This is a genomic window from Tessaracoccus terricola, assembly GCF_054776555.1.
The window spans coordinates 783,097-806,686 of sequence record NZ_BAAHBS010000001.1; the positions used below are offsets into that span (position 1 = coordinate 783,097).

A 23,590-nucleotide genomic window follows, 5' to 3' on the forward strand; every position below is an offset into this window, starting at 1 on the left:
CCTGGGCCGGACAAGGGCTGGGAGCGCAAACTCCGACGACCCACGTTCAGTTCCCGTTAACCCGTTGTTGGCCCACAGTTGCCCGATCCGTCACCGGGGAGGCGTTGGATGTGACCCGACCATCGGTGTCCGGGGTCAGATCATGGAGGAACAGGATGAGGAAGACAGGTGTCATCGCCGCAGTATCGGCGATGCTCGTCGGTTCAGTGGCGGCGATGGTGGTCCCGGCGAGCGCCGCGGAGGTGCCGGCGCTGGTGGTGACCGAGATCGCGTCCGACCACCCGAGCTATGACAACTTCGAGTTCTTCGAGATCACCAACACCACCGACGCCCCCGTGGACCTGGCCGGCTACGACGTCGCCTACACCTACTCCGACTCCGACGACACCAGCCGCGACGTCGCCCTCACCGTCGAGGACGCCGTCATCCCCGTCGGCGGCACCGTCGCGGTCTGGCTGCGCTACACCAACGGAAACGTGGACACCTCCGTCTTCGACGACGCGGACTTCCGCGCCCAGTGGGGCGACGCGGAAAGCACCTACACCATCCTCGACGCCACCGGACAGAACGGCATGGCCAACGGCGGCGACCGGGGCATCCGGCTGACCGCGCCCGACGGCTCCATGGTGTGGTCGCACTACCCGCCCGGTTCGGTCTCCACCTCCGGCACCGCCCACTTCGCGGTCACCGACGGGCAGTCGCAGGCACTGTTCGCCTCGGACGCGCCCGGTACTCCCGGGGTCGTGGACCCGGCCCAGCTCGGCGCTCCCGCGCCGTCCCCGGACCCGTCGACGGAGCCCAGCGAGGAACCCACCCAAGAGCCGTCGCCGCAGCCCTCGCCGACCCCGGACCCCGCGCTCGACGTGGCGTTGCTGCAGGTGACCGAACTGCTGCCCGACAGCAGCAACGTCGGCGGCTCGGACGCGTACGAGTTCATCGAGCTCTACAACCCCACCACCGCCGACGTCGACTTCTCCGACTTCAAGATCAACTACCTCTACCCGAACGCGGACCTCAGCATCGGCAGCTCCGCGCTGTGGCCCTCCGAGCCCGCCGACGTCGTGGTCCCGGCCGGCGGCACGCTGGTGCTCTGGATCAAGAACGGCGCCAACGACGCCCTGACCGCCGACGACTTCAACGCCAAGTTCGGCACCTCCCTGGTGGCCGGCACCGACCTGGTGGAGATCAGCTCCGGCGGCATGGCCAACGGCAGCCTCCGTGGCGTCGACGTGATCACCAACACGGGCGTCACCATCAGCCGCAGCTTCTACAACCACGTCGCCGGCATCGACCACACGCAGCCGGACCTGGGCATCCACTACACGGGCACCGATGACAAGGCCGTCCAGGACATCCTCGAGATCTCCGCCGCCACGCCCGGCCGCGTCGAGTTCGGCACGCAGGTGCCCGCCGGCCTGATGCCCGTGGCCGCGGACACCGTCGCGCCGCAGGTCACCGACGAGACCGCCGACGTCATCGCACCCGGCGTGGACTTCGACATCGTCCACACCATCACCGACGACACCCTCGTGCGCACTGCCGAGCTGCACGTACAGAGCAACGTGGACGCGGCGCCGCTGGTCTACAACCTGCTGCTGGGCGCCGAGGACACCTACACCTTCACCATCCCCGCCGCCGACCTCACCGGCAAGCGCCACTACGACTACTGGCTGACCACCACCGACGGCACCAACACCGCCACCACCGAGCCCACCCGCGTGGCGCTCGACGGGGTCAACACGGATCCGGTGCGCCTCAACGTCACCGACGGCCAGTTCGTCTCCGGCGCCACCCCGATCGTGGTGGGGGCCGAGGACGGCACCGACGGCGTCGCCCTGTCCGTCGCCGGTGAGGACGTCACCGCAACCCTGGTACCCGCCCTCGAGGGCGAGCCCGTTTTCGTGTTCGAGGCCAGTCAGACCGACGCGTACTTCCAGAACGGCGTCCTGGTCGACGGCGACGTCCTGCACATCTTCGACGAGGGCTTCTACGGCGAGTGGGTGACCGTCTCGGTCCCCGTCGACGAGGCCTACCTCACCCAGGGCGAGGACCTCACCGTCGAGATCTGGGCGGGCACCAAGAAGGCCCCGGAGATCGACCCGGACGAGAACAACGACGACTTCGAGGTCCGCAACCTGCGCCTGGTCCTGCCCGACGGCCGCACCCTGCGTGACGCCGGCTTCGTCGACCCGGCAACCGTCCTGCGCATGGGGGACTCCGCCGGCAAGTACGAGTTCTACGAGGCCACCTACGACGTTCCCGCCGACGCCTTCTCCGGGCTCGGCCACACCTGGGACACCACCGCCGTGGCCGACGGCGCCCACGACGTCGTCGCCACCCTCGGGGACGACAGCGCCGCCGCCGAGGTGGTGGTGGACAACACCGCACCCGAGGTGACCACCAGCATCGCCGACGGCTCGGACCAGAAGGGCGAGTTCACCGTCGACGCCACCGTCACCGACGCGGGCTCCGGGGTGGCCGACGTCACCGTCACCCTCGACGGCACGGTCATCACCACGCCGTACGAGACCTCGTCGCTGCTGCAGCCCGCGGGCTCGCACGTGCTCGAGGTGACCGCGGCCGACGCGCTCGGCAACACCTCGGTCACCACCGTCTCCTTCACCACGCCCGACGAGCAACCGGGCATCGGGCTCGAGGGCCCGGCCGACGGCGCGGAGGTGGCAGCGGGCGTCGAGCTCTCCGCCTTGGTCACCGACCCCACCAGTGACGTCCTGTCCGGCTCCTTCAACGTCGGGCACCGCCTCACCGCGGCCGACGGCGAGGTGGCCCTCACCGGCGGCGTCACCTCCGACGCCGCTGCCACCGACCGCAGCGCCGATGCCGTCGAGCTCGGCGAGGCCGTCACCAGCGACGAGTTCCTGCCCTACGAGATCGTGAGCGTCGAGGTGCCCGAGGGCGCCGGTGACGACTACCGTGCCCGCCTCGCGTGGGTCGGCGAGCTCAACGCCGGCCAGCGGGTCAGCATGAGTGTGCTCACCACCGACGGCACCTGGGACCGCGTGGCGGAGCAGGTGGCCCCGGCCGGCGACGGCCTGGTGGAGGTGGCGCTGGAGGCGCTGGTCCCGGCGGCCGAGCACGCCGTCGACGGCAGCATCGAGGTGCTCATCCAGCACACCGACGGCTGGGCCGGCGGCAACCTCACCCAGCGCGGCGACGACGTCGAGGCGTTCCACGACGAGGCGGAGGCCCGTTCCTCCTACGACTTCACCGTCGCGCACATCAGCGACACCCAGTACTACAACGCCAACGGCGACTACCACCCGCACCAGCTGGCCATCAACGAGTTCCTGATGGCGCAGCGGGAGAACCTGAACCTGCAGTTCGTGGCGCACACCGGCGACATCGTGGACAACAACGAGATCCCCGTGCAGTGGGAACGCGCCAACCCGGCCTACGGACTGTTCGACGACGCGGGCCTGCCCTACGGCGTGCTCGCCGGAAACCATGACGTCTCGCAGGCCACCAACGACTACACGCAGTACTCGCAGCACTTCGGCGAGGCGCGGTTCGCCGACAACCCCTGGTACGGCGGCTCGCACCTGGACAACCGCGGCCACTACGACCTGTTCTCCGCCGGCGGCATCGACTTCATCCACGTGTTCATGGGATGGGGCGCCGGCGACGAGCAGATCCAGTGGATGAACGACGTGCTCGGGGCGTACCCGGAGCGCATCGCCGTCGTCGACCTGCACGAGTACATGCTCACCACCGGAGGCCTCGGGGCGCTGCCGCAGCGCATCCTCGACGAGGTGGTCGCCACCAACCCCAACGTGCGGATGGTGCAGTCCGGGCACTACCACGACGCCTTCACCCGCATCGACAACTTCGACGACGACGGCGACGGCGTCGACGAGCGCACCGTGGTGTCCATGCTGTTCGACTACCAGGGCCTGCCCGAGGGCGGCCTCGGTTACCTGCGTCTGCAGCACTACGACCACGAGGCCGGGGAGCTGCGGATCCGCACCTACTCGCCGTCGCTGTCCGACTTCAACGCGGAGGACCCCACGTTGGACGACGAGCACCAGAGCTTCGAGATCAGCTACGAGACCCTCGGGATCGAGCCGGCCGAGAAGTCGCTGAGCACCACCTCGTTCACCGCGGACATCCTCACCACCGAGGTCATCGGTTTCTTCGAAGAGGTGGCCGCCGGATCCACCGTGACCGCCACCTGGGCCGAGCCCGCGGCCGACGCCGGCTGGTACGTCGTCGTCCGGGACGGGTTCGGTGGCGAGGCCATCAGCGAGGTCCGCACCGTGAGCGTCACGGCTGCCTCCCCGTCGCCGACACCCAGCGCGTCACCCACCCCGACGGCGACGGCGTCGCCCACGGCCGCGCCCACCACGTCGCCGTCGCGGCCGGGTGTTCCGGACAGCGGTCTCGAGGCACCCTACGAGGTGCCGGGATTCCACGAGCTGAACGGTCGGCGCTGGTTCACCGAGTGCGAGCCCTACTCGCAGACCATCCGCTGCACCACCAGCATCTGGGCCACCACCGTGGTCCAGGGCGAGGACGGCTTCCAGCAGGCCAACCAGTGGGTCTTCAACAACATGACCTACCTGCCGTACCAGTCGCGTGCCGCGTGGGCGTCCAACCCGCTCGGCCACGCCGGTGAGTGGACCGCCGCCGACGGACGCCGCTGGCGCACCGAGTGCGACACCGCGGCCACCGGCCGGGGCGGTTGCCGCACCTGGGTGGAGGCGTCGGTGGTCACCTCGGACGTGGTCGACGGCCAGCGCACCTACCGCTGGACCACCCAGTGGGTGTTCAACAACATGGTCCGCTTCAAGGGCTGAGGCTCACTCAACCGTTGGTCGAGTAGGGCGCCCGGCGCCCGTGTCGAGACCGGTCGTGACGTCGCTGGCCCGGTCTCGACACGCTCGCTGGGCGAGCTACTCGACCAGCGGTTTCGGCTTGCCCTCCACCGTCGACCAGCGGTTTCGGATAGGTCCCACCGTTGGTCGGGTAGGGCGCCCGGCGCCCGTGTCGAGACCCGGCCCGGTTGTTCAACCGGCGGTGGGTCCGGCCAGCAGCGCGGCCTCGGCCTCCTTGGTCCACACGCCGTCGGCCAGCTTGGCGGCCACGTGGGGCAACTTCTCGGGCATCTCGGAGAGCCTCGTCAGCGGCAGGTCGTGCAGCATGGGGAAGACCATGATCTTGCCGCCGGAGGTGCGGTTGATCACGGAGTCGATCGCGTCCTGGAACCCCGCCATGCCGGTGACGGCGTCGAGCGAGATGTGGGTGTCGATGATGCCCTTCTCGATCTTGTCCAGCACGGTGCGCATGTCGGAGACGTCGGAGCCGGAGGTGCCGAGCATGAAGACGCGGCGCTCGACGATGCCCTGCAGGTCGAACTCGCCCAGGGTGCCCGCCGGGATGCCGGCGAACGCGTTGATGATGGCGTCCTCGGCGGCGAGGTCGACGGCCTGCGCTACCAGCGCCGGCACCGGCACCATGCAGCTGATGTGGGTGTAGCCGGGCTGCAGTTCCTCGTTGCCGGTGTTGATCACCTCGAGCGGCACCCCGTTCTCCTCGGCCACCGGGCCGACGATGGAGCGCAGGTGCTCCAGCCGCTCGTCGCTCAGGTCGGTGGCGGCGACGGTGATCCCGTCGAAGCCGGAGGTCACGGCGCGCATGGTGTGCATCTGCCCCATGGGGCCGGCGGCGCCGATGATGGCCACCTTGTCGTCGTTGCGCAGTTCACCGGTGGCGGGCACCCAGGCGTAGGCGTCGGCGGGGTCGGAGCCGACGGTGCCGATGAAGCGGATGAAGTCGTAGTGCACGCGGCCGATGTCCAGCTTCACGTTGCGCTGGATGGACTTGCCGTCCAGGACGACGGCGAACGTCGCGCGCGTGCCGAGCAGGGGCGCGAGGGCCTCGACGACGTCGGCGTCGGCGCCGTAGTAGATGATGTCGTCGAACGTGCCCTCGAGGGTGGCCACGTCGCCGGGAGCGACGGTGACGGTCTCGCCCGGCCGGTGCTGGGCCGTGAGGGCGGAGAGGCCGTTGGCGTCGCCGTCGGTGACCACCAGGAGGCGGCCGCCGTCGGCGAGGTGGTTGCGCTCGGCCCACGCGTAGGAGCCCTCGACGGTGGCCCAGGGCTCGATCAGGCCGATGGCCGCCGCGGACGGGCCGTCGGAGACGTGGATCAGGAACTCCTCGCCCGACGGTGACACGACGCAGCGCTCGTCGATGACGACGTACTCCTGCAGCGCGCCCTCGAAGTTGTAGCCGAAGGCGCCGTTGGACTTGGGTGTGCGCAGGTGCTTCCAGTCAGCCTGCACGAGGACACGGTCGCCCACCTTGAAGTGCGAGACCTGGTCACCCACCGCGACGATGCGGCCGACCGGCTCGTGGCCGGGAACCGTCGGTTCTGCGCCGGGCTTGTAGCCGGGGATCTCGGGCAGCGCGCCCAGATCCATCCCGGCCACCACCTCGGCCTTGCGCGGGTGGGAGTCGAAGGCGTGCAGCAGCTTGGTGTCGGAGAAGCAGATGCCGCAGGCCTCCACCTGCAGCAGCAGCTGGGTCGGGCCCACCGGGTCCACGGGCTTGGACTTGTTGTGGAGGATCTCGTCGACCCCGGTGATCTGGATTGCGTGCTGGGTGGTGGGGATCTCGGCCACTTTGACTCCTTCATCGATGCCTGCGGTTGTTCGTGGCTCCATTCTGGCCCGGGGGTTGCGGCGTGAGAAGGTGGCGGGAGAACTCTGGGCATCGGCCCACGAGACGTTGACGCGGAACACCTGCGTCGTCCACGGACAGCTGCGTTGTAACGCAGGTGACGGGGGACAAGGCAGGTGTCGGGAGGAGGGCGTGAGGTGCTGACACCGCAGGGCGACGACTTCGACATCGTCGTGCGCGCCGCCTGGCTCTACTACGAGGACGGGCTCACGCAGGCGCAGGTGGCCAAGCGGCTGTTCGTCTCGCGGCAGAGCGTCGGGCGGCTACTCGAGTCCGCCCGCCAGCACGGCATCGTGCGCATCGAGATGGACGCGCGCTACCTGACCGCCATGGGTCTGGCCACCCGGCTGCGGGAGCGGCTCGGCCTCGACGACGCCGTCGTCGTCCCCACCTCCGACGGCCCCCTGTCCCGCGAGCGCACCAACGAACGCGTCGCCGCCGCCACCGCCGCCTACGTCCGCCGCCACCTGCACCCCGGCGTCGTCGTGGGCGTGAGCTGGGCCGACAGCGTCGCCCGCGCGCTCACCATGCTGTCCGCCGAATCCCTCGACGGCGTCACCCTCGCCTCCGCAGCCGGCACCATCGACAACGTCGCCACCCTCGTCTCCGAGAACCCCGAGGCGGTGCGACGGCTGCGCACCGTCCCCGCGCCGCTGTTCGTCTCCAGCGCCGAGACGGCGGCGGCCCTGCTGGCCGAGGACCCCGTCGCGAGCGTGTTCGACCTTGCCAGAGGCGCCTCCATCACCCTCACCGGCGTCGGTGCCGTGCGACCCGGGTCGTCGGCGGTGCGCACCGGCATGGTGACCGACGACGAGGTGGCCGAGTTCGGCCGGCGCGGCGCCGTGGGCGACATGCTGGGCCAGTGGTTCGACATCCGGGGCGACGTGGTGCGCGGCGACGTGTCCGAGCGCACCGTCAGCCTGCGCCTCGAAGAGATGCGCGCGCTGCCCAACGTCGTCGCCGTCGCCGCCGGCCAGGAGAAGGTGGATGCCATCCGCGGCGCCGTCGCGGGTGGCTACCTGAACGTGCTGGTCACCGACGAGCCCACCGCCGAGCGCCTCCTCGTATGACTGGAGCGCTCAGGGGAGCGACGTGGACCAGCGCGCCCACAGACTGAGCGCAACGAGTGTGAGCCCCAACTGGAGCACCACCGTCGGCAGCCACATAGTGAGCAGCGACAGCCACTGCAGCGCCGGGTGGATCCCGGCAGGGTTGCCCAGGTCCTGCATCGCTGCGACCACGAGCAGGAAGTCCACCACCTGCCAGGCTACGAACACAGCCACGAGCGCCAGCCCCACCCACAGCAGTCGGCGGGCGCTACTACGACGCCGTGCGGGTGATCCCGCGGCCCGCGCACCCGTTGTCCTCTCCCACACGGCCAGACCACCGAGAACACCGCCCGCGATGACCAGCGCTGAAGTGAGCGGCGCCACCCAGACCTGCAGTCCTGCGGCGCTGGGCGTCGACACGAAGGAGCCCTGCCAGACGTGCAGGGCAGCAGCGAGCAGGATGCAGACCACCGCCGCGATGCCGGCGGCCAGCGAGCCGTCCCGACGATCGGCGACGATGTCGTTGAAGCGCGTGTCGATGTCGTCAGCCATGCCGTGCTCCTTCGGGACGGAAGCTCTGCTCCGGGTCCAGGGGGTCTTGCTCGGGGACCTCGCCCGCCTCGTCACCGGGGGTGGCGTCGTCGGACCCGCCGGTGAGGACGTGCGCGGCGCTCGTCCACCGTGTCCAGGACCCGAATGCCAACAGGGCCGCCCCGAGTCCCAGAATCGCCAGTGCGAGCGGCTGGCCGATCGTGTGGATGATGGTGACGAGGTAGGGCGGTGGCGAGTAGGAGACGGCGTCGAAGGTCAGCTGGTGCACGATGGCCTGGATCGTCCCGATGAAGGCGATGTAGAAGGCCACGAGTACGAGGCCGGTCCAGATCAATCCCCGAGCTGCTCCCAGGCCGGCGCGTCGCCCGGTGGCGAGGCGCGCCCAGATGGCCAAGGCCCCGAACACGCCACCCGTGAAGAGCATCACCTGAAATACCAGCTCCGCCCAGAGGAACCACAACAGCGAACTGTCCGACCTGGGGAGTTGCAGCCTTGCGAGCCAGCCCACCAGACCCACGACGATCAACAAGGCGGCCAACAAACCTGCCCGCAGTACCGGGTTGGGTGGCTGCTGCGGGACCTCCGGGATGTCGACCTCGATGTCCTCCATGCCCAGACCCTAGCGAGGTGGGAGCGGGTGGTCAGCCGAACAGCGAGCGGAAGTACGAGTACAGGTCCAGGACACCCAGCAGGGACGGGACGATGCCCATGATGGCCAGCCACTCGAAGATGTCGCCCCAGCGTCCCCAGGTGGGGGAGATGATCTTGGTGTAGGTGGCGGCGGAGTAGTGGGCGAACACGTACCCGATACCGAGGACGCAGCCGAACAGCACCAGGACACCGGTGATGGACTGGGTGGCGCTGATCCCCAGTGCGAACAGCGCGAACGCGGTCACGAGGGTGCCGCCCAGAAGCAGCGCCATCCGTTGGGCGAGGCCGACGAAGGCGCGGGCCCGCAGGAGGAACGCGAGGCCGGTGCAGATGCACAGTCCGAGCGCCCACAGGCTGCCCTGCTGCAGCACCATCAGGGAGCACAGCACGGCGGTGGCGGTGGTGGAGGCCAGCAGGGCGCCGAGGATCTTGTCGGCGAGGAGCGCACGGGCGACGATGTCGGACTGGACGGGCGTCTCGTCGGCGAGGATCGCCTCGGTGGTTACGGGCAGGTTGGGCATCGCGATCCCGGCCAGCCGGTAGCTGAACGCCGGCAGGAAGCCGGTCAGGACGGCCATCACACCCATGGTGATGGCGGCCACCTCGATCTCCATGCCGTAGTTCAGGGCCATGGCGCTGGCGCTGATCAGCATGAACCCGGCCGTGAGCGCGACGGCGAACAGGGCCATGGGCTGCACCCGCGCGGCCAGCGCACAGGCGGCCGACGTCACCAGCACCAACGCTCCCGCGATCAGGATCCGGATGGGCAGGGGAATCGGCTCGACACTGATCAGGTTGGGCAGGTACCAACCGGTGATGCCGCCCAGCGCGACGGAGGCCCAGGCCAGGCACGTGGCAGTCGGGGCCTCGCCGGCGGCGCGAGCCAGCGACACGGAAGCGATGAAGGCGGCGAAGCTGAGGAAGCCGCTGAGCGCGATCGCCAGCAGCAGCGGGAGCCCCTGCACGTCCATCGCACCCTGGACGGTCAGCAGGGGAGCGCCGATCATCAGCACCATCATCAGGACCAGGCCCATGGTGCGGCTGTGGCGGGCGGCCCAGGAGGGACGGGAGTTGGTGGCGCCGGCGACGGCGTCGACGACGTCGTCGAAGGCTGCGTCGGGGATGGCGTTCTCGCGCTGGCGCAGGTGGAGCGTCTCGCCGTCGCGGATGTTCAGCTTGGAGACTGGGGTGTAGAGGTCGAACGGGTCTGACCCGAACCGCTGCAGCACCCACGCGTGGACGGCGTCGGTGGGGGTGTTGGCCTCGAGCCCGGAGAACCTCAGGATGCTCGGGAGCAACTCACTTAGGCTGACGGATCCGGGTAGCGCGAGGTCCACCCGTCGGGACTGCGAGATGATCGTGACCCGGGACAGGTCCTCCTCGGTGGTGCTGCTCACGGCCCCTACCGTAATGGGCCACGCGGTCACCGACCAAGGAATCCATCGCCCGGACGGATGAAAGGTATCGTCGCAGGGCGGCCCCGAACACGGAGAGGAACCCCCTTGAAGGACAGGTTGTGGACCCGGACCTACGCCCTCGGGCTGGCCGTCGGGTTCCTGCTGTCCACGGTGTTCTACCTGCTGATGACCTCCATGGCCCTGTACGCGGCCACCGAGTTCGGCGCCGGCGAGCTGATGGCGGGCATGGCCTCGTCGATCTTCGTGATCGGCGCCGTGGTGGCGCGGCTGGGGGCGGGCATCGCCGTCGACCGCCTCGGCAAGCGCCGGGTGCTGCTGGTGGCGCTCGTGGTCTCGCTGCTCGCCGCCCTGGCCTACCTGCCCGTCGACGGGCTGGGCATGCTGCTCGTGGTGCGGCTCTGCCACGGAATCTCCTTCGGTACCGCCACACCGCCTCCAGTGCGATCGTCCAGTCCCTGATCCCCGCGTCCCGCCGAGCGGAGGGCACCGGCTACTACGGCGCGAGCACCACCCTGGCGACGGCGCTCGGCCCGTTCCTGGCCGTCCTGGTGCTCAACACGGGCCAGTACGTGTGGCTGTTCGTCGCTGCACTGGTGTTCTCGGTGGTGGCGCTGGGGGCGGCGTTCTTCCTGCGCCTCCCGCCCCGTTCGTCGCAGCCGGCCGTGACGCCGTCGCGCTCCCCGATCGAGCCCACGGCCATCCCGATGGGCAGCTTCGTGGCCCTGTGCGCCATCGCCTACTCGGGCGTCGTCGCGTTCCTGAACTCGTATGCCGCCGAGATCGGGCTGTCGGCCGCTGCCGCCGTGTTCTTCCTCGTCTACGCGGTGGTGGTGCTGGCGACCCGCCCGGCTGTGGGGCGGCTGCAGGACCTGCGCGGCGACAACCTGGTCATCCTTCCCGCGGTCCTGCTGTGCGCGGGTGGCTACCTGGCCATGTCGCTCGCGGGGCACGGGGCGGTGCTGCTGCTCGCCGCGGCGCTGCTCGGCGCGGGCTGGGGCACCATCATGTCCGCGGGCCAGGCCATCGTCGTGTCCCGTGCCAACATCTCGCAGGTGGGCCGCAGCGTCGCCACCTACTTCCTGCTCGTGGACATCGGGATGGGCACCGGGCCCATCATCCTGGGCTGGCTGCTGGGCCACGTCGACTACCGCACGATGTACGCCGTTCTGGCCGCGTTGGCCTTGCTCAGCGGCGTGTTCTACCACCTCGTGCACGGCCGCCACGCGCGCCGTCGGATCGCTCAGGAGGGCTGAGCGCAGCCTCCTCCGACCTGAATTCGCCGCGTCGATCTGTTAAGGTCTGGAACCGTTTGCCGGGCCCCTTGGCCTGCGACGAGGATTGTCCCGCCCGAACGGTGTGGGACGGCACCCCGATCTCTGACCGACGGGCCCGCGTGCGCCAATCGCACCCAGGAGGGCCGACGTGGCGCGGGTGCCCGAGTGAGGAAGGTTGGGTGGTCGCTGGGCTGAGGGCTCGAGCGCGTCAAATCTGATTGCCCGTGGAGCAATGCCCCCGCGGTGCCAGACGTGCAGGACAAAAGCATGCGCACACCGACGACGGTGTCGCTGCGATTTCTTTGACTACGTCGAAAGGGAGGTGGCGCCATGGGTGACCTTGACACGGCACAGTTCAGCGCCGTCGTTGTTGTACTTCTACTCGTCCTCTTCTATGGAGGCACATTCCTCATCTCAACCCGCATCGGGAAGAAGGAGGAGAACGCCGACGGCTACATGACTGCCGGCAACAACATCGGGTTCGGGATCTCGGCGGCCAGCATGACCGCCACGTGGATCTGGGCCTCGTCCATGTACGCGTCGGCTACCTCCGGCTACACCTACGGCATCTCCGGCCCCATCCACTACGGCCTGTGGGGCGCGCTGATGATCCTGTTCATCTACCCCTTCGGGAAGCGGATCCGTGAGGTGGCGCCCCGCGCGCACACCCTCGCGGAGGTGATGTTCGCCCGCCACGGCCGCTCCAGCCAGCTGATGCTGGCCGGCTCCAACGTCGTCGGCTCGGTCATCTCCCTGATGTCCAACTTCATCGCCGGGGGGGTGCTGATCTCCATGCTCTCGCCGTTCACGTTCATCCAAGGCGTGTTCTGCGTGGCCGGCGGCGTGCTGCTGTACACGCTGTGGTCCGGGTTCCGCGCCTCCGTCCTCACCGACTTCGTGCAGGTGGTGGCCATGCTGGGCGCCGTCGCGGTGATCGTGCCGTTCATCTTCTTCGCCGCCGGGTTCCCCGCCGCGTTCGAGACCGGTGCCGCCAACCTGACCCCGCAGCAGGGCAACTTCTTCTCCAGCGAGGCCTTCCTCGGCCAGGGCGCCCCCTACATCGCGGCCGTCCTCGCCTACGCCATCGGCAACCAGACCATCGCCCAGCGCCTGTTCGCGGTGCGCGAGGACCTGATCAAGCCTACCTTCATCACCGCCACCGTCGGCTACGGCGCAATGGTGATCGGCGTCGGCATGCTCGGCGTGCTGGCCCTCTACCTGGGCTTCGAGCCCACCGGCGGCGACCTGAACAACCTGATCCCGGAGATGGCGGCCACCTACCTGCCGCCCGTGCTGCTGGCTCTGTTCTTCGTCATGATCATCGGTGCGCTCTCCTCGACCGCGGACTCTGACCTGTCCGCGCTGTCGTCCATCGCGATGGCCGACATCTACGGCCAGAACGTCTCCACCAAGGAGGACGCCAACCCCAAGACGATGCTGCTCGTGGGGCGCATCACGATGGTGGTGGCGACTGCGATCGCCATCGCGTTCGCCAGCCTGCAGCTCAACATCCTCGACCTGCTGGTGTTCGTCGGGGCGCTGTGGGGTGCGCTGGTGTTCCCGGTGCTCGCCAGCTTCTACTGGGACAAGGTCACCAACAAGGCCTTCACCACTGCCGTGATCGCCGCCGTCGCGCTGTTCATCCCCGTCCGCTTCGGTCTGATCCCCATGGTGGGCCCGGTCGGGATCGTCGTCGACGTGCTGTCGGTGGTGGGCATCGGTGTAGTGCTCGGCCTGATGAGCTTCGGGTTCTTCGGGCTGAAGGTCGCCCGGATCGTCGGCGTGGTGGCCGCACTGGCGTCGGCACCGTTCGTGATCGGGTTCCTGCACGACTACGAAACGCTGAGCGCCTCTCTGGTGGCCTACGCGGTCAGCACCATCGTGTGCTTCTCCATGTCCGTGGGCAACAAGGAGCGCTTCGACTTCAGCATCGTCAAGGACGTCACCGGAAACTTCGACGAGGCCTCCGACGAGGCCGACGTCGTCCGGGAGGCCGAGGCCGCTCTCGACGAGTCCACCTCCGAAACCAGCAAGGAGTCATGATGACAACCACCGCAATGACCATCTACGTACTGGTGTGGCCCGTCCTCGTGGCGATCGTCCTGGCCGTGATCAGCCGGGCGTTCTACAAGGAGTGGCGCGACGCCCGCCGTCGTGGCGAGGACATCATCTGACCCGGTGGTGACAGGCGTGAACGACACGCCTCGTCGCGGCTCTCCAGAGCCTGAACGCGGCGTGTCGTTCACGCTGGTCACCAGGGGGCAAGTACCCCGACGCAAGGGACCCCTGCGCGAGCCGATCGCGCAGGGGTCCGTGCCGTTCAGCGGGGAGGGGCCTCAGAAGTAGACCGCCACCGGGCGCCGCCCGGGGGTCTCGACCACGGTGATCTCGGTGTTGAAGATCTCCGTGAGCACGTCGTCGCGCATGATCTCCGACGGCGAGCCGAACCGGGCGATCCGGCCGTTCTTCACGGCGCAGATGTAGTCGGAGTAGGCGGCGGCGAAGTTGATGTCGTGCAGCACGATGATGATGGTGCGGCCCAACTCCTCGGCGGCCCGCTTCAGGTGCTTCATCATCCGCACCGAGTGGGCGATGTCCAGGTTGTTCAGCGGCTCGTCCAGCAGCACGTACTCCGTGTCCTGGCACAGCACCATGGCCACGTAGGCGCGCTGTCGCTGCCCGCCGGAGAGCTGGTCCAGATAGCGGTCCTCGAGCTCCCGCAGGTCCAGGAAGTCGATGTAGCGGCTGATGACCTCCTCGTCCTTGGCGGTCAGGCGGCCCTGGGAGTGTGGGAAGCGGCCGAAGCCCACCAGTTGGCGCACGGTCAGCCGCGTGATGAAGTGGTTCTCCTGGCGCAGGATGGAAAGCACCTTGGCGAGGTCGCGCGACTTGGTGGAGGCGACGTCCATGCCGGCCACCTCGATCGCGCCCTGGTCCATGCCGAGCAGGCGCCCCACCATCGTCAGCATCGTGGACTTGCCGGCGCCGTTGGGGCCGACAAGTGCGGTGATGCCGCCCTGCGGGATCTCGAGGTCGATGGGCCCGATCGCGACCTCGTCGCTGTAGGCCTTCTTGACGTCGCTGAGCGTGATCACAGGCGACCCTTTCTGAGGATGACGAACAGGAACAGGCTGCCGCCGACCAGCTCGATGACGATGGAGACCACGCCCTGGGCGTAGAAGATGTGGTTCATGACGAAGTAGGCGCCGGTGAGCACCACGAAGCCGATCAGCATCGCCATCGGGAAGACGTAGCGGTGGTCGTAGGTGTCGGCCAGTTGGTAGGCCAGCGTCGCGACGAGGAAACCGAGGAAGGTCATCGGCCCCACCAGCGCCGTCGACACGGCGATCAGGGCCGAGGCCAGGATCAGCACGATCACCACGTTGCGCTTGTGGTTCACGCCCAGGTTGGTGCAGGCCTCACGGCCGAGCGCGATGGTGTTCAGCTGGCGCGAGCGCAGCCACAGCAGCGCCGCGGCCACCACGACGATGGGCACGGCGAGCGGGAAGTAGCTCGGGTCCGCGTTGTTGACCGAGCCGAACGTGCGTGCCGCGAGCACGTCGAACTCGCTGGGGGTCAGGAGGCGCTGCATGAAGGAGGACACGGAGCTCAGCCCGCCGCCGATGATGATGCCCACGAGCAGCATGATCTGCAGGTTGGCGTACTTGCCGGACAGCAGCCAGCCGAACAGGGCCAGCGACAGTCCGATCATGAGCGCGGTCTGGAGCCCGAACGCCCCGATCCCCGTGAACGCCACCAGCCCGCCCAGCCCGAACAGGTAGACGGTGGTGGTCTGGATGGCCCGGTACAGGGCCTCGAATCCCATGATCGACGGCGTGATGATGCGGTTGTGGGTGACCGTCTGGAACGCGACGGTGGCCATGGCTTGTGCCACTGCCACCAGCAGCATCACGAACACGCTGTTGGCGCGGCGCTCCGCGATCAACCAGAACCCCTTGGTGCCGAACTCCATCGGGTTGCCGTAGGCGAGCAGACCGGCCGAGAACAACACGGCCAGCGCCACCAGCACAGTGAGGATGATCCAGTAGCGACGGCGGGACTTGCGCGTGTGGAACGAGCCGGAGCGGCGTTCCCCGGCGATGTGGGAGGGCGGCCCGTCGAGGCTCGTTCCTCGCACCTCAGGGCGACTGGGGCCGGTCGAACCTTCCCCGAGGTGCGGGGACGCAGTCGCCGCCTCGAGGGGCTCCGCAGGGCTGAACTGGACCTCGGGCGAGGTGTCGTCGACGAGGGCGTAGGCGTCCTCGTCGACGGTGAGCCGGATGGTCCTGGGGCGGTTCGGGGTGTAGGTCATGGCTTCCTCACATGCTCCCGCGACGACGCTGCCTCAGCAGCAGGATGATGAACACCGTGGCGCCGACGATGCCCAGGATCAGGGACACGGGCACCTCGAACGGCATGATGATGGTGCGGCTGATCAGGTCGCAGATGGTGACGATCGCGATGCCCAGCAGGCACACCCAGGGCAGATTGCTGCGCAGGTTGTCGCCGCGGAACATCGAGACGATGTTCGGCACGATCAGGCCGAGGAACGGCAGGTTGCCCACCACGACGGTGACCACGCCGGTGGCGACGGCGATCAGGCCGGTGCCCAGCAGCACCACCCGGCGGTAGTTGAGCCCGACGTTGGTGGCGATGTCCTCGCCGAGGCCGGCGACGGTGAGCCGGTCGGCCACCAGGAAGATGGCCACCACGACGATGAGCACGATCCACAGCACCTCGTACTGGCCCTTGATGACCGAGATGAAGCTGCCGGCGAACCAGACCCCCAGGTTCTGCAGCGCATCGGTGGCGAGTGCGATGTAGGTGGACACGGACCCGACCACGGCGCCGAGCATGATGCCGACGATGGGCACGATCAGCGACGAGCGCAGCGTGACGCGCTGCAGGAACGCGAAGAACACCATGGTGCCGACGAACGCGAACACGATGGCGACGGCCATCCGCACGATCAGCGGGGAGTTGGGCCACACGATCATGGTGGCCAGCAGCCCGAGGCCGGCCCACTCCGTCGTGCCGGTGGTGGTGGGTTCGACGAACCGGTTCTGGGTGAGCAGCTGCATCACGAGGCCGCACATGCTCATGGCGGCTCCGGCCAGGACGAGGCCGATGGTGCGGGGGATGCGGGTGATGGCGAACATCTCGTTGCCGTCGTCGGCGCCGAAGATGTCGTAGACGCCGGTGAACAGGGAGATCACCAGCAGGAGGGCGACGCCGAGGATGCCGAGGAGCAGCTTCCAGTCGAAGAGCCGGCCCTTGGAGGGCGGTGCGGGCACGGGCCGGTACGGGCGCGTCGCCGTCGGGGTGGGTGTTGTCATCTGGGCATCCCGGTGGGGGTCGGAACGCGACGAGGGGGAGTGGGGACGAATCCCCACTCCCTCCCGGTCACGCGATTGCTGTGCAGTTCCAGATCCTTACGCGGAGAACGCCTCGGCGATCGTGTTGAAGAACTCGGTGTAGGTCTGGATGCCCTCGTTGGTGTAGGTGTCGGCGGGCATGTAGATGATGTTGCCCTCCTTGACCGCGGTCACGTTCTGCAGGGCGGCGGACTCCTCGATCACCTGGGCGGCCGGGACGTACTCCGCGTCGTCGGCGGACACGGCTGCGTCACGGTCCATGACCAGGATCCAGTCGGGGTTGGAGTCGGCGATCGCCTCGACGGAGATGTCGTCACCCTGGTGGTCGTCGGAGGCACCCTCGACCTGCAGGGCCGGGGTGAAGCCGAAGATGTCGAACAGGGGGCCGATGGCGCGTCCCAGGCTCGGGGCGATGTAGCCGATGTTGCCGCCGGAGACGTTGACGGCCATGACCGTCTCGCCCTCGGTGTAGGCGGCCTTGACGGCCTCGATGGAGGCGTCGAACTCGCCGGTCAGCGCCTCGGCCTCAGCCTCCTTGCCGAAGATCTGGCCCAGGACGGTGATCTGGCGCTTCAGTTCGGTGTCGAAGGGCTCGCCGTCGCGCGGGTCGAGGTTCACCTGGACCGCGTCGGGGGCGAGGGTGGCGATGTCGTCGAAGTACTGCGAGAAGCGCTGGCCGTTGATGACCAGGTCCGGCTCGGCGGCGACGATGAGCTCCAGGTTGGGCTCGCGGTGGCTGCCGATGTCCGGGATGGTCTCGTCGTCGACGTAGGGGTTGGTCGACGGCATCAGCGAGCGGGCCGCTGCGGACAGCTCGACGCCCCAGTCGGCGAGGGTCTCGAAGGTGCGGTTGTCGAGTGCGACGACGGAGGTCGGCGGGACGGTGACGGTCAGCGTGCCGTTGTTGTCCTCGATCTCGACGGTGCCGGCCTCGGCCGCGCCCGTCTCCTCGGCAGCCGTGGTCTCCTCGGCGGCGGTGGTCTCCTCCGCCGGGGCCTGGGTGTCTGCGGGATCGGCGTCGGCGGCCGTGCTGCACGCGCCCAGCGCCAGTGCGGCGACGGTGGCGAGGGCAGCGATTCCGGTGCGGATGTTAGCCATCTTGTCCTTCTGGTCGTCGGCCCGGGGGAACTGGGCCGTGAACGTGGTTAGGGAAGCCTTACCAAGCTTCGACTACAGGCTAGGGCACACGTTCAACAATTCGCAAAGTCTGCGTACTGTAATCGCCATCCGAGACGCGACGGTGCGTCGAAGGGTTCCTGGGCCTGCTGCGGGAGCCGCTGGGCGCTACCCTTCCCGCTCGGTGCTACCCGTCCCGCTACTCGCTACCGCCACAGGGGTGGGCGTTGAGAGACGCGGGTAGCGTCGAGCGGGAACGGTAGCGTCTGGCAGCGCGGCGTCGCTGGGTAGGATCGGCCCATGGCAGACCTGACCGAACCGTGCCCCAACTGCGGACGGATGCTGCGCTGGGAGACCTCCCACGAGCGCTGCGACGGCTGCGGTTTCATCCGGCCGTGCTGCGAGGGCGCGCCCTGCCCGATGCCCTGAGGACAGAGTGGTTTCGAGACGCTCGCTTCGCTCGCTCCTCAACCGGCGGGGGTGATCGTCAGTGTCGAGCGCACCAGGAGGTGGTCGGCGTCGGGGCCGGCGGCCAGGACGTAGTCGCCCGGGTGCACCACCAGGGCACCCGCGTACAGGTCGCCGTCGGGGGCGCCCGGGACGCGTGCGGACTCGTCCCAGACCGACAGCCGCGTCACCGGGAACGCCAGTTCCACGGCACGGGACTCGCGCGGTTCCAGCCGGACGCGCTCGAAGGCCACCAGCAGGCGACGGGGTGCGCCCGGCCGTGCGGGTGGTAGTGCGTAGAGCTGCACCAGTTCCTCGGCCGCCCGCCCGCCGGTGTTGCTCACGCGCACCGTCGCGGTCACCGTCGCCTCGTCGACGCGGGCGGTGAATGCAGCGTGCCGCAGGGTGGGTACGGGTGCCGTGGGTGCCGCGCCGGCGAGTTCGACGACGTCGTAGCTGACCTCGCCGTACGTGCAGCCATGCCCGAAGGCGAACGCGTACGGCTCGGGCTGGTGCCGGTAGGTGGCCTGCTGGGTGAGGGTGTCGTAGTCCAGCAGGTCCCCGGCCTGGCCCGGGTGCGCGGGCCAGGACTGCGCCAACCGTCCGCGCGGCTCCCAGTCGCCGGAGAGCACGTCCGCCAGTCCGTGTCCGAGTTCCTGCCCGCCGTGGCTGCTCCACACGACGGTGGGCGCGTCGGCGACGCCGTCCGGCAGCACGTACGGGTAGCTCGAGACGATGGCGAGCACGGCGGTGGGGTTGGCCCCGTGCACAGTGCGCCACAGCTCGGCCATGGACTCTGGCAGGTACAGGTGCGGCCGGTCCTCGGTCTCGCGTCCCAGCAGGTGGGGGTCGTTGCCCACGGCCACCACGACGACGTCCGCCGCGGCTGCGGCCCGGGCCAGTTCCGCCGTCCCGGAGGAGAGGGTGCGGACGCGGAAGCGCTCGGCGTGGCGCAGTTCCACCCCGTCGGCGGCCAGCACGCCGTTCACCATCACTCGTAGCCAGCGGCCGGACCCGAGGTGCAGGAACGAGACGGTGCCGTCCGCGTGGACGTGCCGTCGGAACGTCTCCTGCACCACCCAACCACCGACGCGTTCGGCGTCGGCGCGCACCGGCCAGTGCCCGCCGGAGAGCAGGCGACCACTGGTGGCCGAGCGCAGCGTGACCACACCGTCGCCCCAGTCAGTCACCTCGAAACGGTCCTCGGGTTCGGAGGCGCGGGCGGTGACTCGGGCGCCGTCGGGGGTGGCGCCGAGGTACCCCCCGGTGGACGTGGCACGCAGGGCCACTACGTCAGCGCCGGTCACCACCTCCACCGTCGCGTCCGGGTAGCGCTCCCGGAGTCCGGCGGCGATGCCGACCGCGTACGGCGGGGTGCCGGAGTACCAGTCGGTCAGGACGAGGTCCGCGAGCGGCCCCGCCACCAGGACCCGCGAGGGCGCGGCCAGCGGGAGCAGGGCCTCGTCGTTGCGCAGCACCACCACGGCCGCCCCGGCGATCTCGCGGGCCAGTTTCCTGGCCGCCGGGCGGTCCACGTCCTCGGCCGTGATGCCCGCATACGGGTCCGCGTCGCCGTCGAACTCGCCGGTGCGCAGCCGCAGTTCCAGCAAGCGCAGTACCGCGGTGTCGATGTCGGCCCAATCGAGAAGGCCGGCCTCGAGGGTGCCGCGCAGGTTGGCGATGGTGGGGCCCGAGTCGGCGTCGTCGTCGGTGAACGAGTCCAGCCCGGCCCGGACCATGGCCGCCGCGCCGGCAATCGTGTCGTCACGGAAGTGCTGCGCGCTGACCAGCATGCTGGGGGCGCCGGCATCGGAGACGACGGCGATGGACTCGTCGCTCCAGCGGCGGGCCTCCGCGACGAGTTCCGGCTGCACGTGGGCGGGGGAGCCGTTGACCAGGTTGTAGGACAGCATCATCGCCCCGGCCGCGCCCTCCTCGATCGCCGCTCGGAATGCCGGGAGCTCCTCCTCGTGGAGGGTGCGGTTGGACAGGTTGGAGTTCGTGACTGAGCGGTCGGTCTCGTTGTTGTAGCCGAGGAAGTGCTTCAGCGTGGGCACGGTCCGCCAGACGCGCTCGTGCCCGCCGCGAAGGCCACGCGCGAACGCGGCGCCGAACAGGCCCGTCACGTGCGGGTCCTCGGAGTAGCCCTCCTCGTTTCGGCCCCAGCCGGGGTGCCGCAGCGTGTTGACCACCGGCGCCCACACGTTCAGGCTGACTTCCGGGTTCTCGGCGCGCTTGGCCCTGACCTCCGTGCCGGCCACTTCGCCGGCGGCCTCGACCAGGGCGGTGTCCCACGTCGCCGCCAGGCCAACGGCCTGCGGGAACACCGTTGCCGTGCCCAGCCAGCCGACGCCGTGGAGTGCCTCGCAGCCGGTGCGGAACGCGCCCACCCCGAGCCGCTCGATCGCGGGGGAGACCTGGTGCAGCATCGCCAGCTTCTCGTCGTCGGTCAACCGCCCCAGGAGGTCCGCGGCGCGCGCGGCGAGGGGCTGGTCCGGCTGCCGGAACAGCGGCGTGTGCTCGGCGTTGGTCACTGGTCCTCCGGGAGTCCGATGCTGATGGTGGTGGCGTTCTCGGCCTGCGCGGCCCAGTCACCCACGCGCAGCGCCCAGGGTGTGCGGGCGTCGTCGCTGCGGGCCGAGACTGTGCTGCCGTCGCGGGTGACGTGGAAGGTGGTCGACGGTGCGCCGTCGGTGCCGGGGACAACCACGTCGGTGGCGAAGCCGTCGGGCAGCTCGAAGCAGGTGAGGGTGACGCCGTCGGCCCAGTCGTAGTCCGGGCGGTCGTGCACGGCGCCGACGGGCAGCACCGTGCCGGGGCGAACCAGGAGGGGCAGCGAGTCGATGGCGTGCTCCTCGGTCACCCAGCGGGGACCGACGACGCTGGACCCGTCCAGCAGTGAGGTCCAGGTGCCCTCGGGCACGTAGTACTCCACCTCACCGGCGGCGGTCAGCACGGGTGCCACCAGCAGCGAGTCGCCCAGCATGTACTGGCAGTCGGCTTCGAAGCCGCCGCGGTCGGAGGGGAACTCCAGCACCATCGGTCGCATCATCGGCGTGCCGTCGGTGTGGGCCTCCTCCGCGATCCGCGCCAGGTACGGCATCAGCCGCATCTTGAGGTGGGTGAACTTGCGGGTGACCGCCACGGCCTCCTCGTCGAAGGCCCACGGCACCCGGACGGAGCCCGAGCCGTGCAGGCGCGAGTGGGAACTCAGCATCCCGAAGGCGGTCCAGCGCTTGAACAAGGTGGCGTCCGGGGTGCCCTCGAAGCCGCCGATGTCATGGCTCCAGTAGCCGAAACCTGACATGGCCAGGGACAGCCCGCCGCGCAGGGACTCGGCCATGGAGGCGAAGGTGGAGTCGCAGTCACCGCCCCAGTGGATCGGGAACTGCTGGCCGCCGGCGGTGGCCGAGCGGGCGAACAGCACCGCCTGGCCCTCGCCGCGGCGCCGCTCCAACAGCCGGAACACGGCCTCGTTGTAGAGCTGCGGGTAGAAGTTGTGCATCCGCTCGGGGTCCGAACCGTCGTGCCAGACGATGCCCTGCGTCGGGATCCGCTCGCCGAAGTCGGTCTTGAACGAGTCGACGCCCTGGTCCAGCAGCTTCTCGAGTTTGCCCAGGTACCAGGCGGTGGCGTCGGGGTTGGTGAAGTCCACCAGCCCCATCCCGGCCTGCCACAGGTCCCACTGCCAGACGTCGCCGTCGGTGGTGCGCAGCAGGTAGCCGGCCTCGGCGGCCTCGGCGAACAGCTTGGAGCGCTGCGCGATGTAGGGGTTGATCCACACCGAGACCCGGGTGCCGCGATCATGCAGGCGCCCGATCTGCCCGTCGGGGTCCGGGAAGGTGCGCTCGTCCCACTCGAAGTCGCACCACTGGTACTCGCGCATCCAGAAGCAGTCGTAGTGGAACACGCTCAGCGGCAGGTCCCGCTCTGCCATGCCGTCGACGAAGCCGGCCACCGTCTGCTCGTCGTAGTCGGCGGTGAACGACGTCGTCAGCCACAGCCCGAAGGACCACGCCGGCACGCGTGCGGGGCGGCCGGTCAGTTCCGTGTAGCGGCGCAGCACGTCCTTCGGTGTGGGGCCCGCGATGACGTAGTAGTCCAGCGTCTCGCCCTCGACGGAGAACTGCACGCGCGAGTTCACCTCGGAGCCCACCTCGAAGGAGACGTGGCCGGGGTGGTCGACGAAGACGCCGTAGCCACGGCTGGTCAGGTAGAGGGGGATGGACTTGTAGGCCTGCTCGCTGGAGGTGCCGCCGTCGGCGTTCCAGCTCTCCACCACCTGGCCGTTCTTGACGAACGCGCCGAACCGCTCGCCCAGGCCGTAGACGCGCTCGCCCGGCTCGAGGGACAGCTGCTGGTGCACGAAGGTGGAGGTGGCCGAGGTCATGTGGCCGGCCGAACGCGGCTGCGACGACGTGAGCAGCCGGCCGTCCTGCTCGAAGTCCACGCGCCAGCCCTCCCCGCGGTACACGCGCACGCTGAGCCCGCCGGCCTCCAGCACCCCGGCCTCGTCGTCGATGCGGATCTCGGGTGCGAAGCCCTCGCGGGAGGCGGTGGCGAAGCGTGGCCCGCGCTCGGTGCGCCCGACGTGGTGCTGGAGTCGGACCCGGACGACGCCGGGCAGGGGTGCGGAGAACGTGTAGGTGAGCATCGGCCGGTTCAGCGTGTCCCCGCGGTCCCGGATGGCGCGGGTGGGGGCGTGGACCGTCATCTCGGAGCCCTGTCGGCGGATGTCGTCCACCTCCACCGCGTACAGCGGTGTGAACTCGGGGCGCGTGAGCCAGTAGCCGTCGGTGAACTTCACGTCGGTGGTGCCTTCCTGGGTGTGTCTCGGCTGTCGCGCGCGCCGTGCCGAACGGTCACCTCCCGCCTTCTCGCGGGGGTGGCCGGGGGCCCGACCGTATGAACTCCAATGTCATTCGAAGCGCTTCAACAAATTGAGCCTATACTAGGTTCTGAGCCGATGTCCATGCATTTGTGTGATGCAAAGGCAAAATATGGTGGAC

15 protein-coding genes and 1 pseudogene are annotated in these 23,590 nt (G+C 69.3%); 6 read left to right on the plus strand and 10 right to left on the minus strand.

The annotated features are described in order from the left end of the window. Window positions 1-155: 155 nt before the first annotated feature. Window positions 156-4,814: a lamin tail domain-containing protein gene (locus ACYU7G_RS03435; RefSeq protein ID WP_461104782.1), complete on the plus strand. Its 4,659-nt coding sequence runs from the start codon at window positions 156-158 to the stop codon at window positions 4,812-4,814. Window positions 4,815-5,024: 210 nt separating this feature from the next. Here the strand turns inward: ACYU7G_RS03435 and ACYU7G_RS03440 are convergent, their stop codons facing one another. Beyond that, window positions 5,025-6,641, minus strand: a complete 1,617-nt coding sequence (locus ACYU7G_RS03440; RefSeq protein WP_461104784.1) for an alcohol dehydrogenase catalytic domain-containing protein — start codon at window positions 6,639-6,641, stop codon at window positions 5,025-5,027. Window positions 6,642-6,836: 195 nt separating this feature from the next. Here ACYU7G_RS03440 and ACYU7G_RS03445 point away from each other — a divergent pair, with 195 nt between their 5' ends. Continuing rightward, window positions 6,837-7,769, plus strand: coding sequence for a sugar-binding transcriptional regulator (locus ACYU7G_RS03445; RefSeq protein WP_461104786.1), 933 nt, complete (start codon window positions 6,837-6,839; stop codon window positions 7,767-7,769). A 9-nt stretch (window positions 7,770-7,778) separates the two neighbouring features. Here ACYU7G_RS03445 and ACYU7G_RS03450 read toward each other — a convergent pair whose 3' ends face one another. Genes ACYU7G_RS03450 through eccD form a run of 3 tightly spaced genes read right to left on the minus strand, consistent with a single transcriptional unit; the run spans window position 7,779 to window position 10,348 of the window. Continuing rightward, window positions 7,779-8,300: a hypothetical protein gene (locus ACYU7G_RS03450; RefSeq protein WP_461104788.1), complete on the minus strand. Its 522-nt coding sequence runs from the start codon at window positions 8,298-8,300 to the stop codon at window positions 7,779-7,781. Beyond that, window positions 8,293-8,910: a hypothetical protein gene (locus tag ACYU7G_RS03455; RefSeq protein WP_461104790.1), complete on the minus strand. Its 618-nt coding sequence runs from the start codon at window positions 8,908-8,910 to the stop codon at window positions 8,293-8,295. Before ACYU7G_RS03455 ends, ACYU7G_RS03450 begins: the two co-directional genes overlap by 8 nt. Before the next feature lie 31 nt (window positions 8,911-8,941). Beyond that, window positions 8,942-10,348, minus strand: coding sequence for a type VII secretion integral membrane protein EccD (gene eccD / locus ACYU7G_RS03460; protein WP_461104792.1), 1,407 nt, complete (start codon window positions 10,346-10,348; stop codon window positions 8,942-8,944). Between the two features lie 195 nt (window positions 10,349-10,543). Between eccD and ACYU7G_RS03465 the strand changes: the two are divergent. The 3 genes and pseudogenes from ACYU7G_RS03465 (at window position 10,544) to ACYU7G_RS03475 (ending at window position 13,817) form a co-directional block, all read left to right on the plus strand. Then, window positions 10,544-11,622: pseudogene (locus ACYU7G_RS03465) on the plus strand (MFS transporter). Window positions 11,623-11,973: 351 nt separating this feature from the next. Next, the gene (locus tag ACYU7G_RS03470) at window positions 11,974-13,686 is read left to right on the plus strand and encodes a sodium:solute symporter family protein (protein ID WP_461104794.1); all 1,713 of its coding nucleotides are present in this window, start codon (window positions 11,974-11,976) and stop codon (window positions 13,684-13,686) included. Beyond that, the gene (locus tag ACYU7G_RS03475; RefSeq protein WP_461104796.1) at window positions 13,686-13,817 is read left to right on the plus strand and encodes a putative transporter small subunit; all 132 of its coding nucleotides are present in this window, start codon (window positions 13,686-13,688) and stop codon (window positions 13,815-13,817) included. The genes ACYU7G_RS03470 and ACYU7G_RS03475 overlap by 1 nt, the downstream gene beginning before the upstream one ends. Window positions 13,818-13,979: 162 nt before the next feature. On the opposite strand, the gene ACYU7G_RS03480 is transcribed toward ACYU7G_RS03475, so the two are convergent. From ACYU7G_RS03480 to ACYU7G_RS03495, 4 genes are all read right to left on the minus strand, one after another. Continuing rightward, window positions 13,980-14,738: an iron ABC transporter ATP-binding protein gene (locus ACYU7G_RS03480; protein WP_461104798.1), complete on the minus strand. Its 759-nt coding sequence runs from the start codon at window positions 14,736-14,738 to the stop codon at window positions 13,980-13,982. Beyond that, entirely contained in the window at window positions 14,735-15,955 is a 1,221-nt protein-coding gene (locus ACYU7G_RS03485) for an iron chelate uptake ABC transporter family permease subunit (protein ID WP_461104800.1), read from the minus strand. Before ACYU7G_RS03485 ends, ACYU7G_RS03480 begins: the two co-directional genes overlap by 4 nt. Window positions 15,956-15,962: 7 nt before the next feature. Further along, the gene (locus tag ACYU7G_RS03490; protein ID WP_461104802.1) at window positions 15,963-16,979 is read right to left on the minus strand and encodes an ABC transporter permease; all 1,017 of its coding nucleotides are present in this window, start codon (window positions 16,977-16,979) and stop codon (window positions 15,963-15,965) included. Window positions 16,980-17,075: 96 nt separating this feature from the next. Further along, window positions 17,076-18,116, minus strand: coding sequence for a siderophore ABC transporter substrate-binding protein (locus tag ACYU7G_RS03495; RefSeq protein ID WP_461104804.1), 1,041 nt, complete (start codon window positions 18,114-18,116; stop codon window positions 17,076-17,078). Window positions 18,117-18,434: 318 nt separating this feature from the next. On the opposite strand from ACYU7G_RS03495, the gene ACYU7G_RS03500 reads away from it, so the two are divergent. Continuing rightward, entirely contained in the window at window positions 18,435-18,563 is a 129-nt protein-coding gene (locus ACYU7G_RS03500) for a hypothetical protein (protein ID WP_461104806.1), read from the plus strand. A 38-nt stretch (window positions 18,564-18,601) separates the two neighbouring features. Here ACYU7G_RS03500 and ACYU7G_RS03505 read toward each other — a convergent pair whose 3' ends face one another. Together ACYU7G_RS03505 and yicI are read right to left on the minus strand one after the other, a co-directional pair. Continuing rightward, entirely contained in the window at window positions 18,602-21,115 is a 2,514-nt protein-coding gene (locus ACYU7G_RS03505) for a glycoside hydrolase family 3 C-terminal domain-containing protein (protein ID WP_461104808.1), read from the minus strand. Then, a complete protein-coding gene (gene yicI, locus ACYU7G_RS03510; protein ID WP_461104810.1) occupies window positions 21,112-23,388 on the minus strand; it encodes an alpha-xylosidase in 2,277 nt (758 codons plus the stop codon). Before yicI ends, ACYU7G_RS03505 begins: the two co-directional genes overlap by 4 nt. Window positions 23,389-23,590: the final 202 nt, after the last annotated feature.